The organism is Xanthomonas sp. NCPPB 3218 (genome assembly GCF_056725185.1).
The window spans coordinates 2,500,783-2,517,151 of record NZ_CM161516.1; the positions used below are offsets into that span (position 1 = coordinate 2,500,783).

Genomic DNA, 16,369 nt, shown 5'->3' on the forward strand with positions numbered 1-16,369 from the left:
TGCCGGTGACCATCGTGAGGATCGCTACGTCGAAGCATTCTCGACGTTCAGGGAGCAAGCGGAGGACGTTGATGACTGCATTCGTTTTTCCCGGGCAGGGGTCGCAGCAGAAGGGCATGGGCCATGAGCTGTTCGATCTGCCCGAATATCGTGCCGTCGAAAAAGACATCGACGATCTCGTCGGCTATTCGATGCGCAGGCTCTGCGTCGACGACGCCGACGGTTTGCTGAAGGACACCCGATACACGCAGCCGGCCCTCTATGTGGTCTGCTCGTTGCACATGCTGAAGGCGGTGAAGGACGGCCATGTGCCGCGCTACGCGGCCGGCCACAGCCTGGGAGAGTACAGCGCGCTCGTGGCCGCGGGAGTCATCGATTTCATGACCGGGCTGCGCATCGTGCACAAGCGCGGCGAGCTCATGGGCCAGGCGCGCGACGGTGGCATGGGCGCGGTCATCGGCCTGGCGCCGGAGCGAGTCCGCGCGGTGATCGACGACCATGGCTTTCAGAGCATCGACGTCGCCAACTACAACTCGCCGTCGCAGACGGTGATCAGCGGTCCCACGGCCGACATCGCGCGGCTTGGCCCGCTCTTTGAATCCTCCGGGGCTTCCCTGTTTGTTCCGTTGCCGGTGAGCGCGGCGTTCCATTCGCGCTACATGGAGCCCTATGCCCGTCAGTTCGAAGGGTATCTGGCCTCGTTCACGTTCGCGCCGCCGCGGATACCCGTGGTGGCGAACGTCACGGCGAAGCCTTATCCGGGCGACGCAGCGAGCATCCGCGAACTGCTGGTGAAACAGATCACGCAGCCGGTGCGCTGGACCGAAAGCGTCGAGTACCTCCTGTCGCAGGGCGTCACGGACTTCCGCGAAGTGGGTCCGGGCAACGTATTGACCCGGCTTGTCAAACAGATCCAGGATGCTGCGCGAGCCATCGCCGGCTGAGGAACGCATTCCGTGAAAACAGTAGTCACACTGAGCGTGCGCGGCAGGGCATTCCAGGTTGAGCAGGACGGCTATCGGAAGCTGCGCGAGTATCTGGAATTGCTCGCGCCTGCCGAGAGGGATGACGCCGAGCGCGTGCTGGCCGGGAGGCTGGCTGCGTGCGTGGATGCGACCAAGACGGTGGTCACCGCCCCCGAGATCGATGCGATCCTCCGCGACGTCGCTGGCACGCCATCCTCTTTGGCGGCGCCGACAGCCCGGGAAGAAGGGCGCAGGCTCTACCGCATCCGCGAGGGCCAGTGGCTGGCCGGGCTGTGCAATGGACTGGCGGTGTACTCGAAAGTGGACGTGGCCTGGATGCGCTCCATTTTCATCATCCTCGGCGTGTTCAGCGGTGGCGCACTGGCCGTGCTCTACCTGATCGCGATATTCGTCGTGCCGGTGGCCGACGATGCGCATGCTGCCACGCGGTCGCGGGACGCCGGGTGAGCCAGATGATGCGGCGACGATCCGGGCGGAGCTTTCCATGCTGACCATCGGCGCCGATTCGCTGGGTGACGAGGGGTTCAGGGCCGATCACGGCTTGCGCTACGCGTATCTCGCCGGTGCGATGTACAAGGGCATTTCTTCCGCCGATCTCGTGATCGCGATGGGTCGGGCCGGGATGCTCGGCTACCTCGGCGCCGGCGGCATGACCTTCGATGCACTCGAGGCGGCGCTGGTTCGCATACGTGAGCGGCTTCCGGGCGGCGAGGCGTACGGCATGAACCTGCTGTGCAGTCTCGACCGACCGGACATCGAAGATCACACGGTCGACATGTACCTGCACCACGGCGTGCGTTTCGTCGAGGCCGCCGCGTTCATACGCATCACGCCGAGCCTGGTTCGGTTTCGCCTGCACGGCATCCGGCGCGACGCGCATGGCCATGCCGTATCCCCGCGCCGCATCCTGGCCAAGGTATCGCGTCCGGAGGTGGCCTCGGCCTTCATGCGTCCGCCTCCGGAAGAGATCGTGCGCGCTCTGGTCGCTGCCGGTCGCCTCACCGCGGAGGAAGCGGAAATCGGCGCAGGCATCCCGATGTCCGAGGACATCTGCGTAGAATCCGATTCGGGAGGACACACCGACCAGGGCGTGGCGTTCGCGCTGTTGCCGGCGATGTTCGCGCTGCGCGACGCGGCGATGAAGGAGCACGGTTACCGCCGACGCATCCGGGTGGGCGCTGCGGGCGGCATCGGCACGCCTCATGCGGTCGCCGCGGCGTTCATCATGGGCGCCGCCTTCGTCATGACCGGCTCGATCAACCAGTGCACGGTCGAGGCGGGCACCAGCGATGCGGTAAAGGACATCCTGCAGGAGCTGAACGTGCAGGACACGTGCTATGCCCCGGCCGGCGACATGTTCGAACTGGGCGCCAGGGTTCAGGTGGCCCGGCGCGGATTGTTCTTCCCCGCGCGCGCCAACAAGCTCTATGAGCTGTATCAGCGGTTCGGTTCCATCGAGGACATCGATGCGCAGACGCGCCAGCAGATCCAGGACAAGTATTTCCAGCGATCGTTCGAGGCGGTGTGGGAAGAGACGATGGCGTATTACGCGCGCGTCATGCCGGACAAGATCGGCGAGATTGAGCGCAATCCGCGGCACAAGATGGCGCTCATCTTCAAGTGGTATTTCGTGCACACGACGCGGCTCGCCATGCAGGGCGTCGCGGAGGGCAAGGTCGACTACCAGATTCACTGCGGTCCCGCCCTGGGCGCGTTCAACCAGTGGGTAAGGGATACGCCGCTCGTGCCGTGGCGCAACCGGCGTGTCGCAGATCTCGGCGTGCGCCTGATGGAAGGTGCGGCGCAACTGCTGAGCCAACGTTACGCAGAACTGGCGTCGATGCAACGCGCCAGCCAAGCGTCTGAATCGAAATCGTTGAAGGCGGTCGGTGGACTGCCATCGTGAGGCATTGATGGACAAGAACGACATCGTCGCAATCATCGGTGCCAAGGCTTCGGAGGTTCTTCCCGCGCTGGAAGACCATCGTTTTGTTGCCGAGGACAGCCTGAAAAATCTGGGCGCCAATTCCATCGATCGCGCCGAGATACTTGCGGAGGTTCTGTCGGAATTGAACCTGGCGATCCCTCGCGTGGAACTGTTCGGCCCGCGCAACATCGGCGAACTTGCCGACCTGCTGCTGGGCAAGCTGCCATCCGCCTGACATGGCGGTCTGTTAAGGATCACGGGCGCGGCCTGTTGAAAGGGGGTGAGGGAATGCTGGTTGGAATCGAGGCGTTGAACGTGTTCGGAGGCACCGCGTGCCTGGATGTCGGCAGGCTAGCCGAGCACCGGCGACTGGACACCGCGCGTTTTGAAAACCTTCTGATGAAGGAAAAGGCAGTCGCGCTGCCATGCGAAGACCCGATCACTTTCGCAGTAAACGCGGCCAAGCCGATCGTCGACAGCCTCGACGAATCGGAACGGGACCGGATCGAACTGCTCATTACGTGTACGGAATCGGGCATCGACTTCGGCAAGTCGATGAGCACTTACATCCATCATCATCTCAAACTCAACCGGAATTGTCGGCTGTTCGAGATCAAGCAGGCGTGCTATTCGGGCACCGCCGGTTTCCAGATGGCCATTAACTTCATCCTTTCACAGGCCTCGCCCGGGGCGAAGGCTCTCGTGGTGGCGACCGACATCTCACGCTTCATGGCCGTCGACGCCGGCGAGGCCCTTACCCAGGATTGGTCGTTCGCCGAGCCGAGTTCGGGCGCAGGTGCGGTCGCGATGCTGATCGGCGAAAACCCGGAAGTATTCCAGGTCGACATCGGCGCGAACGGCTATTACGGTTACGAAGTGATGGACACCTGTCGACCAGTGGCCGACAGCGAAGCGGGCGACGCGGATCTGTCCCTGCTCTCGTATCTGGACTGCTGCGAGAATGCGTTCCGCGAGTATCAGCGGCGCGTCGACGGTGTGGATTACCGGGACTCTTTCCAGTACCTGACGTTTCACACGCCGTTCGGCGGCATGGTCAAAGGCGCCCACCGCACAATGATGCGGAAGGTGGCGCAGGCTCGGCCGAACGAGATCGACGAGGATTTCCAGCGCCGCGTCGTCCCGGGCATGTCGTACTGCCAGCGGGTTGGCAACATCATGGGCGGTACGGTCTTCATGTCGCTGGCGGGAACCATCGACACCGGCAAATATGAGCATCCCAAGCGCATAGGATGCTTTTCCTATGGCTCAGGCTGCTGCTCGGAGTTCTACAGCGGCGTGGTGACCGCCGAGGGGCAGAAGCGGCAAAGCCTCTTCGACATCAAGGGTGGCCTGGATGCGCGCCATTCGCTCTCGATGGGCGAATACGACGAACTGTTGAGGGAAAGCGCCATCGTGAAGTTCGGCACGCGCAACGTCGTGCTGCACGAGCAGTGGGAGAGGGCGGCGCGCATGAATCACTCAGGACGTCCGCGCATGTACCTTCGCCAGATTCGTGAATTCCATCGCGAGTACGAGTGGACCGCGTGAACTACGAAACGTTGCAGGTGCGCATGCAGGATTCCATCTGCTTCCTGCAGTTCGATCGTCCCGAGGCCAACAACACCATCAATGCCAGACTGGTGGAGGAATGCCACCGCGTCCTCGACGAATGCGAGGGTAGCGCGAACGCCATCGTGTTCAGCGGCAACGCGGAGACGTTCTGCTTCGGTGCCGATTTCTCGGACATCCGCGATCGTTCCGTGGGTGCCGAAGCCCCCGAGGCCGGCCCCGACCGCCTGTACGACCTGTGGCTGCGCATGGCGACCGGACCCTACCTGTGCGTGTCGCACGTTCGCGGCAAAGTCAACGCCGGCGGCATGGGCTTCGTGGCGGCGAGCGACATCGTGCTGGCCGATGAAACGGCGCGCTTCAGCCTTTCCGAGTTGCTGTTCGGTCTCATACCCGCCTGCGTGCTGCCGTTCCTCATCCGGCGAATCGGTTTCCAGAGAGCGCATTACCTCACCCTGATGACCCATCCAGTCGAGGCGTCGCAAGCGCTCTCCTGGGGACTCGTCGATGCGCTCGAACCCCAATCCGACGCCTTGCTGCGCAAGCACCTGTTGCGCCTGCGCCGGCTGTCCCCCGTCGCGATAGGCCGCTACAAGCGCTATGCCGACCAGCTCGCGGGCGGGCTCCGGGCGCAACGGCAGGCGGCGATCGACGTGAACGCGGAAGTGTTTTCCGATCCCCGCAACGTCGAGGGCATCGTCCGCTACGTGGAACGCGGGGTGTTTCCGTGGGAGGCCTGACCGCCACGCCGAACGGGCATCGGCCTCCGTGAGCGCCGAGCCCTACATCGACCGGCTTGTGCATGACCTTCGCGCCAGGGACGTTCGCCTCTGGGTGGAGAACGGCGAACTGGCGGTGGACGCGCCGCGCGGTGCGTTGCGCGAGGAAGACGTATCCCGGTTGCGCGCGCACAAGGCGGAGATTCTCGCTTTCCTCAGTGGCCTGGGGCATCGCGTGGATCCGCCGCCGCTGGTACCGGCACCCGGAAACGGGCCGGCCCCGCTTTCGCTCGCACAGCAACGCCTGTGGATCGTCGACCAGTTGGCCGGCCCACGGGGCGCGGCGCGTTACCACGTGCCATCGGCCGTGCGCCTGATCGGTGCGCTCGATACCGCATCGTTGCGGCGAGCCCTGGATAGCCTGGTCGAACGGCACGAGGTCCTTCGCACGACGCTGTCGCTGGTTGACGGCGCGCCGATGCAGCACGTGGGTGATCCCCGCGGGTTTTCCTTGCATCAGGTTGACCTGGCCACTGCCGGCGTCGAAGCGGCGGACGAGCGCCTCCGCGAGGTGCTTGGGGAGGAACTGCATTCTCCATTCGATCTCGCCGTCGGGCCGCTCGTGCGCGGCACACTGATCCGGATGGGGCCCGAGGATCACGTCCTCTTCGTCACCCTGCACCACGTCGCGTGCGATGGCTGGGCGTCGCAATTGCTCTGGAGCGAACTGGTGGCGCTCTACGAGGCGTTCCGTTTCGGCGCACCCGATCCCTTGCCGCCGGTGCGGCTGCGCTATTCGGATTACGCGCGATGGCAGCGGGAATGGTTGCGTGGCCCGGTCCTGGACGCACTGCTCGCCGAAGGGATGGAACGGCTCGACGGGTTCCGCGCACCGGTGCCGCCAGTGGATCGCGAGCGTCCGGCGATGCCTAGCTTTCGCGGCGCCGTACACGGTTTCGCGATTCCCGCGGACGACGGCGCGGCGCTGCGCACCCTGGCCGTCTCCACGGGCGCGTCGCCGTTCATGGCGATGTTCGCCATGTTCCACGTGCTGCTTTCGCGGTGGATTGGGCAGCGCGATCTCGTCGTTTCCACGCCGGTTGCCGGCCGTAACCACCCGGGTACCGAGGCCATCGTCGGTCTGTGCGTGAACAATCTCGTGCTGCGCGCTGCGGCCGTCGAAGGCATGACCTTTCGCCGATGGTTGGTCCACGTGCGCGACGTGGTGATCGACGCCTATGCGCACCAGGACCTGCCCTTCGAGGAGCTGGTGGCGGCGCTGCGCGCGAAATCCGGTGGCGTACCGCCGGCACTGGGTACAATCGCGTTCGCGATGCATGGTGACTCGGCACGCGAGGCGACCCTGGGCGATGCACGCATGGAGCCGGTCATCCTTCCCTGGACGACGGCGAAGAACGAATTGACGCTGAGCATCCAGGAGGCGTCCGGTGTCTTCTATGGGGCTTTCGAGTACGCCACGGACCTCTTCGACGCATCGACCATCGAGGATCTGGCCCAACGCTTCGTCGCGCTGACGCGACAGGTCGGGGCGTCTCCGGACGTCGCGCTCGACGACCTCGACCTGGCTTTGGGCGCGTCGCCGGATCGTGACGAACGGTTCTCCGCCCGCCGACTCGACGCGCCAGCCGATGCCTCGGCGAGCGATGGTGCGTCGGCGAGCCTGTGCGTGGCGATGCATCCGCACGCCGAAGCGGGACGCCTGCGCCATGAGGTCATCGCGCCGGCGAGCGTGCTCCGCACGTTGCACGCGGCCTCCGAGGCGTGCAATGTGGCGGCCGCCGACGTGTTCGCCGCCGCCGCCGTACTCTATCTCTGCAAGGCCCTGCGTACGGAGCAGGTGCGTGTGGCACTCGTGTCGTCCGCCGGCGGCAGGCCCGTTCCCGTTACGTACCTCGCGCAGCCATCCGTTTCTGCGTCGGACTTCATCCGCGATTGCGCAGCCCGCGTGGTCGCGGCCGGTCGCGACCGCATTCCGGGCAAGGCATCGCCCGCTTGGCGCACGGTGCTCGACGTGGCCGGCGGCGCCAACGACGCCGACGTGGAACTTCGCATTCGCGCGCACCTGAACGGAGAGCTCCGACTGGAATGGAGTGCCGACGTACGGCACTTCGAGGCCTGGGAGATCCAGGTCCATGCGCGCGGCCTGCTCGACCTGCTCGCGCGGCTGACCGATCCTGCCGCGCTGGCCGGGCCGCTGGCCTGCATTCCGCTGGCGGACGGCGACGCCCGCGACGAATCGTTGCGCTTCTCGCGAGGCGGAGAAACAGCGGCGCCTGCCGCGACGGTGCACGCGCTTTTCGAGGCTCAAGCGGAGCGACGCCCCCACGCGATCGCGGTATCCGACGGCGTCGTCGATATCGATTACGCCGAACTCAACGCCCGAGCCAACCGGCTGGCCCATCACCTGCGTTCGCTGGGTGCCGGTCCGGAGAGCCGGGTGGTGGTGTACGTCGAGCGAAGCCCCTCGCTGATCGTGGCGCTGCTGGCAACGCTCAAAGCGGGTGCGGCATACGTGCCGGTCGATCCCGCGACATCGGACGCGCGTCTCGGCCACATCCTTGCCCAGACGCGACCCGTGGCGGTCCTCACGCAATCGGCGTTGATCGCGAGCCTGCCGGACGTCGCCGTCCCGCTGGTCACGATGGACGGCGACGCTTGCCCGGCGGCGGCCCAGCCGTCCACGAATCCCGCGCCGCATGCCGTCTCCCGCGGGGCGAGCGATGCCGCCTACGTCATCTACACCTCGGGTTCCACGGGAGAACCGAAGGGCGTGGTGGTCGAACATGGGAGCGTGGCCGGACATGCCCGCTGGGCGTGCGGGGCGTTCGCGCTGACCGATGCCGACCGCGCATTGCAGTTCGCTTCGATCAGTTTCGACGCATCCGTCGAAGAAATCTTTCCCACCCTCGCGGCCGGCGCGGCGATCGTCCTGCGCGAGGCGGGCGTGCCGACAGCGGCTGAACTGCTGTGCCGCATCGTCACGCGGCGGGTGACAGTGCTCAACCTGCCCACCGCCTACTGGCACGCGTTCGTCGAGGCATTGGCCGGAGAATCGATCGATACCGGTCCGCTGCGGCTGGTGATCGTCGGGGGCGAACGGGTGTCGCTGGCGTCGCTGCGTCGCTGGCACGCGCTCGCCGGAACGCGCATCGCATGGCTCAATACGTACGGTCCCACCGAGGGTACTGTGACCAGTACCTCGTATCGCGTGCCTGCCGACACGACTTCGCTCGAAGACCTACCCATCGGACGCCCGATCGACGGTGCACGCGTCTATGTGCTCGATGCGCAGGGGCATCCCGTGCCGATGGGGGTGGTAGGTGAACTGTGCATCGGTGGCGCCGGCGTCGCGCGCGGTTACCTGCATCGTGACGACCTCACCGCTGCCCGCTTCGTCGCGGATCCCTTCGTCGAGGGCGCGCGCATCTATCGCACCGGGGATCTCGCCCGTTGGCTTCCCGGCGGCGACCTGGCTTACGTGGGCCGCAACGACGATCAGGTGAAGCTGCGCGGGTTCCGTATCGAGCCCGGGGAGATAGAGGCATGCTTGCGCGCGGTCACGCAGGTGCGCGAGGCGGTCGTGGGCGTCGACCGATCGTCGGCCGGCGAACCGATGCTGGTGGCGTGGGTGAGCTGCGCAGACGCCGACCGCGCGACCATCGTGGAGGTCTTGCGCCGTCGGCTCGGCGAGTCGCTTCCTGCCTATATGATGCCTGCCGCGTTCGTCGTCCTGGACGCGTTGCCGATGAACCTCCAGGGCAAGGTGGACCGGCGCGCATTGCCGCTACCGCCGCGGGGACGCGAGCGGTCCTTCGAGCCTCCCTGTGGACCGGTCGAGACAGCGCTGGCGGACGCGTGGCGCGAGGCGCTGCGCGTGGATCGCGTGGGACGCGACGACGATTTTTTCGAACTGGGCGGCAGCTCCATCAGCGCGATCGAAGTCATCGGGCGCGCAAGCCGCGCGGGCTTGCGCCTGACCCTTCATGCGATCTTCGAGCAACCCACCGTGGCCCGCCTTGCGGCAACGCTGGCGGACGCCTTGTCCGGGCCGGACGCGCTGCCGCATGTCGGGCGCGCGGATGCGACGCAAGCTCCCGAGCGCGGCGGCGTGACCGGCAACGTGCCGTTCACGCCCATCCAGCACGGGGCGCTGGCGCAGGGTGAACAGGCGATCCGGCACCTCGTTTCCTCCCAGGTGTTGGCATGCCGCCGACCGCTGTCGCCGACGTTGCTTGGCGCCGCGCTGCGCAAGCTGGCGATCTATCACGACGTCCTCCGGCTGGGCGTGACCACCACGCCGGACGGCGAATGGGCGCAGACGATCGCGCCCATCGCTACGATGGCCGGCCGCGAGTTGCTGGCCGTCGAACGGCTGGATGCCGGCGCGGATGTCGGCGAAGCTGTCTCGGCGATCCTTTCGCGAACGCGCGAACGCGTGGATGCCGGTGACGGCTTGCTGTTGCAAGCCAGCCTTGTCGAAGCTGCCGATGCGTCGACCCAGATCTTGCTGCTGGCGGTCCATCACTTCGCGATCGACCCGCTTTCGTGGGGCATCCTGCTGCAAGACCTGCAGACCGTGTACGAACAACTCGAGGCGTGCCTGCCGGTGCGCCTGCCCGTGAAAGGGGCGTCCGTGCGGCAATGGGCCCTCGGCCTGGAGGATTACGCCAGGTCTTCGGGCGCCGCGGCGGAACGGAAGTTCTGGCAGGCGTTGCCGTGGAACACGCACAAGCCGCTGCCCGTGGAGATCGAAGACGGCGGCGATGCGGAACGTTCCGAATGCGTCACGCTGTGCATCGATGCCCGACGGACCTCCGGACTGCTCGCCCGGGCCGCCCGCGACCATGCGGCACAGACGGGCGAGCTGTTGCTGGCCGCGCTGGTACGTGCCCTCTGGCAATGGTCGGGGCTGACGAGCTTCGCGCTCGGCGTCTATCACCATGGCCGGGTAGCCGGCTTCGATGGCCTCGATGTATCACGCACGCTCGGCTGGTTCTCCACGCCGGTGCCGTGCCTGCTCGAACTGGCGGCCGACACGACGATGGACACGACGCTGGCCGGCGTGCGGCATAGGCTGCGCGAGCTGCCGCACGAAGGTCTCGGCTACGGCATTTCACGCCATCTGGCCGAAAAGGGGCAACGTCTGCCGCACGCGCCCATCGACGTACTGCTGAATCACCAGGGCGTACTGGGAGGCGAGGCGCCGGGTGGCCTGTTCACCATGCACTTCGACAACCGCGAGTACGCCGGTGTCCTGGAGCAGGTATCGTTGCCGTGGAAAATGGCACTGCTAAGCAACGTGACGGATGGCTGCCTGTGTATAAATATCGTCAGCAGCAGGTATTCTCGCGATACATTGCAGGGGATCGCGGATTCGTTCGATGCGTCGCTATCGAGCCTCACCGGACGAGGGGCGTCGCATTGACGATCCCTCGCCGCTTTGGCTACATCCAGTCAACCCAAGAAATCAGGGAAACATGATGGCAAGCGTCGATCTGGCTAACATGGAAGGCGTGTACAAGCGCTTCGGAGACACCACCGCGCTCGACGGTTTCGACCTTCGCGTGCATCGTGGCGAGTTGGTCGCGCTACTCGGCGAGAACGGCGCGGGCAAGACTACCGCCATCTCTCTGATGCTGGGGCTGCAGAAGCCCGATGCCGGGCAGATCCGCATGTTCGGCCTGCCGCCGGGCGATATGGAGGCGAGGCGACGCCTCGGCGTCATGCTGCAGGAAGTCTTCATGGCACCGGAGTTGAAGGTGCGCGAACTGGTGACGCTGTTCGCCAGCTACTATCCGGACGGTTACGATCCCGACGAGATCCTGCGGATGACCAACACCGACTCGCTGCGCGATCGCCGCTACGGCTTGCTCTCGGGTGGCCAGAAGCGCCAGGTGCAGTTTGCCATCGCGTTGTGCGGCAGGCCCGAGCTGCTGTTCCTCGACGAACCGACGGTAGGTCTCGACGTGCAGGCCCGGCAGAGCCTGTGGGATATCGTGCGCAAGCAGGTCGATGCCGGGTGTTCCATCCTCCTGACCACCCATTACCTGGAAGAAGCCGAGGCGCTCGCCGACCGAATCCTGGTGCTGGCCAAAGGACGCGTTGTCAAATCAGGAACCGTCAAGGAAGTTACCCAGTCGATTTCCACCCGCCGGATCACCTGTACCAGCCATCTCACCGCCGAAGAAGTCGGCACGTGGCCCGGCGTGGCGATCGCGGTGGTCGAGAACGGATCCCTTAAGCTGACCGTGGACCATGCCGAATTGGAGGCCACGGTGAGCCGCCTGCTGGAAAGGGACAGTACGCTCAGCGACTTGTCCGTTAGCCAGGCGGGGTTGGCTGACGCCTTCGTGAAGATCACCCAGGAGAACCGCCTGTGAACTCGACTGTTTCCGGATTGGACACCGCGAAGATGCAGCGCAAGCGGATGTCGCGCCTGAAGGTGTTGCGCATCTATTACCTGGAAGCCAAGTACGAGTTCATCCGCTCGTTGCGCAATCCCGGCTTCGGCTTTCCCTTCCTGGTGATGCCGGTGGTGCTGTTCCTCGTGTTCAGTGCCCTGGGTTCGCCGCAGAAGGCCGATCCTGATCTCCGGCTCGGATTGTTCAGCGGCATGGCGATCCTCGGCATCATGGGACCGGCGATGTTCGGTTTCGGCGCCATTCTCGCCGGCGAGCGTCAATTCAAGCTGCTCGAGTTCAAGCGGGCAATTGCGATGCCGGCTGCAGCACATCTCATCGGCAAGTTCGTCTGCGCGATGGCCTATGCGGCCATGGTGATTCTGGTGATGATCGCAGTGGGATTGGCCATGGGCCGCATCTCGCTGAACGCGACCCAGGCGGTCATGGTGGGCCTAGTGCTGTGGTTGGGCGTGCTGCCGTTCTGCGCTATCGGTTTTTTCATTGGCGCCCGCGCCAGCGCGCACGTGGCCAACGGCATCACAACCATCGTCTACATGCCACAGCTGTATTTTTCCGGCCTATTCTTCCCGCTGCCCGCCGCCATTGGCTGGATCGCGCTGTTCATGCCGCCGTTCTACCTGAACCAGCTAGTGCTGGGAGTGGGTGGTGCCAAGCACATCTACATCGTAGGGGCATGGTTCCACGTGCTTTTCCTGGCGGTGCTTACCGTCGGGCTCACGTTGCTGACCGTAAAGAAGATGACGCGCCACGGATAGAGGCATGCCCATGACATCGGTCGTCGATTTGAGCGAGGTGGCGCCGGGCGTCCTGCAGGTCACCATGCAGGACCGCCAGAACAAGAACACGTTTTCACCGGAGCTCATGCACGGGCTCGTCGAGGCCTTTGCCCACATCGAGGCGAACCCTGGCTACCGGGCGGTGATCCTTACAGGCTACGACACCTATTTCGCCTCCGGAGGCACCAAGGAGGGGCTGCACAGCATCCAGCAGGGGCGCAGCAAATTCTCTGACGTGAATCTCTACAGCTTGGCGCTGGAGTGCAGGATTCCAGTCATTTCGGCCATGCAGGGCCACGGGATCGGCGGCGGGTTCGTTTTCGGGCTGTTCGCCGACTTCGTGGTGCTCAGCCGCGAGAGCGTCTACACCACGAACTTCATGAAATACGGCTTCACGCCCGGCATGGGCGCCACCTATATTCTGGCGCGCAAGCTCGGCATTCCGCTCGGCCACGAAATGCTGATGAGCGCCCGCGTCTACCGCGGCGACGACCTCGCCAAGCGCGGCGTCCCGTTCCCCGTGATGCCCCGCGCCGATGTGCTAGGGTACGCCAAAGAGTTGGCGGTGGATCTGGCGGACAAGCCCCGGGGGGCGCTGGTCACGCTGAAAGATCACCTCGTGGGCGGCATGCGCCGTGAATTGCCGGCTGTGATCGAGCAGGAGTTGGCGATGCACGACGTGACATTCTCGCAACCCGAGGTAAGGGAGCGGATCGAGCGGCTTTTCGGAAACTGACCATTCGCGTCTGGCGCAGGCCGGGACGGGCAGGGGGATAGGATGACCAGCACCAGCTTCATCGCGTTGCGTAAGGTGACCAAACGCTACAAGCTCGGCGGCACCATGATCGAGGTGCTCTACGAGAAAGACCTCACCATCGAGCAAGGCGAATTCGTTGCGCTGATGGGGCCGTCCGGTTCCGGCAAGACGACGTTGCTCAACATCATCGGGGGCCTCGACACGGTCGAACGCGGTTCGGTTTCGGTGGCCGGCGGCGAACTCCACACTTTTTCCAACCGGCAGCTTTCGCAGTGGCGCGCCCGTCACGTCGGGCTGGTGTTCCAGTTCTACCACCTGCTCCAGGTGATGTCGGTGGAGCGAAACGTGATGCTGCCGTTGCTGCTGACAGGTATGCCATCGCCGCAGTGCCGCAAGCGTGTCCGCGACGTGCTCGAAGTGCTGGGCATGGCCGATTACCTGCATCGACGGCCCGAGGAACTCTCCGGCGGCCAGCAACAGCGCATCGCCATCGCCAGGGCATTGGTCACCGATCCGGCGCTGATCGTCTGCGACGAGCCCACAGGCGACCTGGATCGCGAAAACGCCGACCTAGTGCTCGAACTGCTGGCCTGGCTCAACCGCGAACAGGGCAAGACGATCGTCATGGCCACGCACGATCCCGAGGCCGCCCGGCACACCACGCGCGTCATTCCCGTGGGCAAGGCGAGGACGCGCGAAGCGTCCGAAGGCCGCAGGAGCGTCGCTTGAAGTACATCCAACTCGTATGGGCGCAGTTATGGCGCCGGCCGAAACGCACCTGGTTCACCATCATATCCGTCGCCGTCGCGTTCCTGCTCTTCGCCGTGCTGATCGGATTCAACGTGGTGCTCAACTCGGCGCTCTCCAACCTCAACGATCGCCTGTTCGTTTCGAGCAAGTACGCCCAGGAGCAATTGCCGCTCGGCCATGAGGGCCGCATCGCCGAAACGCCCGGGGTCGTGGAGGTGTCGCACATGACCTTTTTTGGCGGCTATTTCCAGGATCGGCGCAACCCGGTGCCGGTTTACGCCACCGACGTCAAGAGCATGTTCGACGTGTATCACTCGCTATTCAAGGTGCCGGCCGATCAGCTTGAGGCCATGCGCACGCATCGTTCCGGCGCCATCGTCGCCAAGTCGCTGGCCAACCGCTTCGGCTGGAAGATCGGCGACAGCGTGACACTGGGCAGCTCCATCTGGACGAAGAAGGACGGCACGGCGAGTTATCCCTTCGAGATCGTTGGCATATTTGAGAGCACCGACGGCGCCACGCAGGGCCTGGCCGGCGCGTTCTTCATGAACTACGACTACCTGAACGAGTCGCGCGCATTCCTGCCTGACACCGTCCAGTTCTTCATCGCCGAGATCGCCGATCCGAAGGCAGCGCAAGGCATCATCGACGCGATCGACGCGCGTTTCGCCAATTCGCCCGCCGAGACGCGGACGATGACCGAGCAGGCGCTGTTGCAGAGCCAGATGACCACGATCGCCGACCTCAACGTGTTGGTGAACGCGATCGTGGGTGCGGCGTTCTTCTCGCTGCTGTTCGTCACCGCCAGCACGATGACGCAATCCGTGCGCGAGCGCCGGCCCGAATTTGCCGTGCTCAAGACGGTAGGCTTCACCCGGGCGGGCGTGGTCGCGCTGGTCATCGCCGAGGCCTTCCTCCTGTGCATTTTCGCGGCCGCTCTCGGGTTGCTGGTCGCCCGCGCCGTCTTCGCTTTGGCCGGTGACCTGTTCGCCAGGGCGGGCATCCCCTGGGTACTCTGGCTGGCTTCGTTCGGCATCGCCGTGGCGATGGCACTGGTCAGTGGCGGCATGCCGGCCTGGAAGGCGGGGCGCCTGAGCATCGTCGAATCCCTCGCGCTTCGCCGCTGAGGCTCCGGCTTCCTTTCACGAGATACCGCCCGCATGTCCAAGCCCTTTCGCCAGATAGCCGCCGTCATGACCGCCAGCTTCTTCACGCTGCCACGTCGCGCGGGTTCCTCACTGGTGATAGTCGTGGGGGTGACCGCCGTGGTCGCGGTGCTGGCTGCCATTCTCGCCATGGCCACCGGATTGACCCGATCAGTGGCACAGACAGGCCGGCCGGATCGCGCCATCGTCCTGAGAGGAGGTGCTTCGACCGACGCTACCAGCGTGCTCCTGCGCAACGACGTGCTGACCATCCTCGCCAGCGCGGGAATCGCCCACGACGGCTCTGGGCAAGCTGTCGCCTCCGCGGAACTGCTCGCGCCCGCGTCTGTCATCCGAGGCACGGGACGAGATGCCCAGAACGTGACCATCGCCTTGCGCGGCGTGGGGCCGCAGGTCATGGCCGTTCGTCCGGAAATGAAGCTGGTGCAGGGGCGCATGTTCCGGCCCGGCAAGTACGAACTGATCGTCGGCCAGACGGCCGCGCGACGGTTCCAGGGACTCAAGGTGGGCGACACCCTCACGCTGCGAGGTGCGCGGTGGGACGTGGTGGGCGTGTTCAGCAGCGCGGGGGATGCGCACGAATCCGAACTGGTGACCGACCGTGACACGCTCGCGAATGCGCTGCGCTGGAGCCATTACAACTCGGTGCTGATGCGACTGGAGTCGCCGACGGCATTCGATACCCTGAAGGCGTCGTTACGCGCCAATCCGGGACTCAACATCGACGTGATGCGCGAATCGGAGTTCTTCAGCCAGCAGTCGAAAGACATCGGCAAGCTGGTCTTTGTGGCCGCCTACGTGCTGGGCGCGATCATGGCGATCGGCGCCATGTTCGCTGCACTTAATACGATGTATGCGTCGGTGAGCGTCCGCGCGTCGGAGATCGCGATCCTCCGTGCGCTGGGCTACGGGGAAGGGGTGATCGTATTGTCCGTGCTGCTCGAAGCCCTGGCGCTGACCGTCGTGGGCAGCTTGCTGGGCCTGGGCCTTTCCTGGCTGCTGCTCAACGGCAAGGAACTGGGCACGGGATTCGGAGGACTCAACACACAACTGGTTTTCGACGTGAGGATGACGGTGGGCACCGCAGTCATCGGCGTGGCGGTTGCGGTGGTCATCGGCGTGGCCGGTAGCCTGTTCCCGGCGTTGAGCGCTGCGCGGGTGCCGGTCACGGTCGCGTTGCGAGAGATTTGAGCAAAGCAATTCAGGGTGACCCAGTCGGCCTTCGAGGGGGCGCCGGCGACGGGGTTGGAAGCTTCAACGAAGGGGGCCGATCCGG

The 16,369-nt window shown here is 65.1% G+C and carries 13 protein-coding genes; all 13 read left to right on the forward strand.

Annotation, left to right across the window (positions count from 1 at the left end):
* The first annotated feature begins 71 nt into the window (after nt 1–71).
* Genes fabD through AC1PLS_RS10835 form a run of 13 tightly spaced genes read left to right on the forward strand, consistent with a single transcriptional unit; the run spans nt 72 to nt 16,284 of the window.
* Nucleotides 72–944, forward strand: a complete 873-nt coding sequence (fabD, locus tag AC1PLS_RS10775) for an ACP S-malonyltransferase (RefSeq protein WP_184435067.1) — start codon at nt 72–74, stop codon at nt 942–944.
* A gap of 12 nt (nt 945–956) precedes the next feature.
* Entirely contained in the window at nt 957–1,433 is a 477-nt protein-coding gene (locus AC1PLS_RS10780; protein WP_481104466.1) for a PspC domain-containing protein, read from the forward strand.
* Nucleotides 1,434–1,470: 37 nt separating this feature from the next.
* The gene (locus AC1PLS_RS10785) at nt 1,471–2,892 is read left to right on the forward strand and encodes a PfaD family polyunsaturated fatty acid/polyketide biosynthesis protein (RefSeq protein ID WP_184435063.1); all 1,422 of its coding nucleotides are present in this window, start codon (nt 1,471–1,473) and stop codon (nt 2,890–2,892) included.
* Nucleotides 2,893–2,899: 7 nt separating this feature from the next.
* Nucleotides 2,900–3,148: an acyl carrier protein gene (locus AC1PLS_RS10790; protein WP_184435061.1), complete on the forward strand. Its 249-nt coding sequence runs from the start codon at nt 2,900–2,902 to the stop codon at nt 3,146–3,148.
* 53 nt (nt 3,149–3,201) lie between these two features.
* Nucleotides 3,202–4,461, forward strand: a complete 1,260-nt coding sequence (locus AC1PLS_RS10795) for a hydroxymethylglutaryl-CoA synthase family protein (RefSeq protein ID WP_184435060.1) — start codon at nt 3,202–3,204, stop codon at nt 4,459–4,461.
* Nucleotides 4,458–5,222 carry an enoyl-CoA hydratase/isomerase gene (locus tag AC1PLS_RS10800; protein ID WP_184435057.1) on the forward strand — a complete coding sequence of 255 codons (765 nt, stop codon included), beginning with the start codon at nt 4,458–4,460 and terminating at the stop codon, nt 5,220–5,222. Before AC1PLS_RS10795 ends, AC1PLS_RS10800 begins: the two co-directional genes overlap by 4 nt.
* A gap of 28 nt (nt 5,223–5,250) precedes the next feature.
* A complete protein-coding gene (locus tag AC1PLS_RS10805; RefSeq protein WP_184435054.1) occupies nt 5,251–10,647 on the forward strand; it encodes a non-ribosomal peptide synthetase in 5,397 nt (1,798 codons plus the stop codon).
* Nucleotides 10,648–10,699: 52 nt separating this feature from the next.
* Nucleotides 10,700–11,602, forward strand: a complete 903-nt coding sequence (locus AC1PLS_RS10810) for an ABC transporter ATP-binding protein (RefSeq protein ID WP_184435052.1) — start codon at nt 10,700–10,702, stop codon at nt 11,600–11,602.
* The gene (locus tag AC1PLS_RS10815) at nt 11,599–12,399 is read left to right on the forward strand and encodes an ABC transporter permease (protein ID WP_184435050.1); all 801 of its coding nucleotides are present in this window, start codon (nt 11,599–11,601) and stop codon (nt 12,397–12,399) included. Before AC1PLS_RS10810 ends, AC1PLS_RS10815 begins: the two co-directional genes overlap by 4 nt.
* Nucleotides 12,400–12,409: 10 nt before the next feature.
* Nucleotides 12,410–13,156: a polyketide synthase gene (locus tag AC1PLS_RS10820; RefSeq protein ID WP_184435087.1), complete on the forward strand. Its 747-nt coding sequence runs from the start codon at nt 12,410–12,412 to the stop codon at nt 13,154–13,156.
* A gap of 42 nt (nt 13,157–13,198) precedes the next feature.
* The gene (locus AC1PLS_RS10825) at nt 13,199–13,906 is read left to right on the forward strand and encodes an ABC transporter ATP-binding protein (protein ID WP_184435048.1); all 708 of its coding nucleotides are present in this window, start codon (nt 13,199–13,201) and stop codon (nt 13,904–13,906) included.
* On the forward strand, nt 13,903–15,054 hold the full coding sequence (locus AC1PLS_RS10830; protein ID WP_184435046.1) for an ABC transporter permease: 1,152 nt from the start codon (nt 13,903–13,905) through the stop codon (nt 15,052–15,054). The genes AC1PLS_RS10825 and AC1PLS_RS10830 overlap by 4 nt, the downstream gene beginning before the upstream one ends.
* A 33-nt stretch (nt 15,055–15,087) precedes the next feature.
* Nucleotides 15,088–16,284 (forward strand): ABC transporter permease, encoded by a 1,197-nt coding sequence (locus tag AC1PLS_RS10835; RefSeq protein WP_481104467.1) that lies wholly within the window; start codon nt 15,088–15,090, stop codon nt 16,282–16,284.
* Nucleotides 16,285–16,369: the final 85 nt, after the last annotated feature.

What these genes read in the sequence shown, in the direction of transcription:
- fabD (WP_184435067.1), top strand. Translation starts at nt 72, where the DNA reads ATGACTGCATTCGTTTTTCCCGGGCAGGGGTCGCAGCAGAAGGGCATG.
- AC1PLS_RS10785 (WP_184435063.1), top strand. Translation starts at nt 1,471, where the DNA reads ATGCTGACCATCGGCGCCGATTCGCTGGGTGACGAGGGGTTCAGGGCC.
- AC1PLS_RS10790 (WP_184435061.1), top strand. Translation starts at nt 2,900, where the DNA reads ATGGACAAGAACGACATCGTCGCAATCATCGGTGCCAAGGCTTCGGAG.
- AC1PLS_RS10795 (WP_184435060.1), top strand. Translation starts at nt 3,202, where the DNA reads ATGCTGGTTGGAATCGAGGCGTTGAACGTGTTCGGAGGCACCGCGTGC.
- AC1PLS_RS10810 (WP_184435052.1), top strand. Translation starts at nt 10,700, where the DNA reads ATGATGGCAAGCGTCGATCTGGCTAACATGGAAGGCGTGTACAAGCGC.
- AC1PLS_RS10820 (WP_184435087.1), top strand. Translation starts at nt 12,410, where the DNA reads ATGACATCGGTCGTCGATTTGAGCGAGGTGGCGCCGGGCGTCCTGCAG.
- AC1PLS_RS10825 (WP_184435048.1), top strand. Translation starts at nt 13,199, where the DNA reads ATGACCAGCACCAGCTTCATCGCGTTGCGTAAGGTGACCAAACGCTAC.
- AC1PLS_RS10835 (WP_481104467.1), top strand. Translation starts at nt 15,088, where the DNA reads ATGTCCAAGCCCTTTCGCCAGATAGCCGCCGTCATGACCGCCAGCTTC.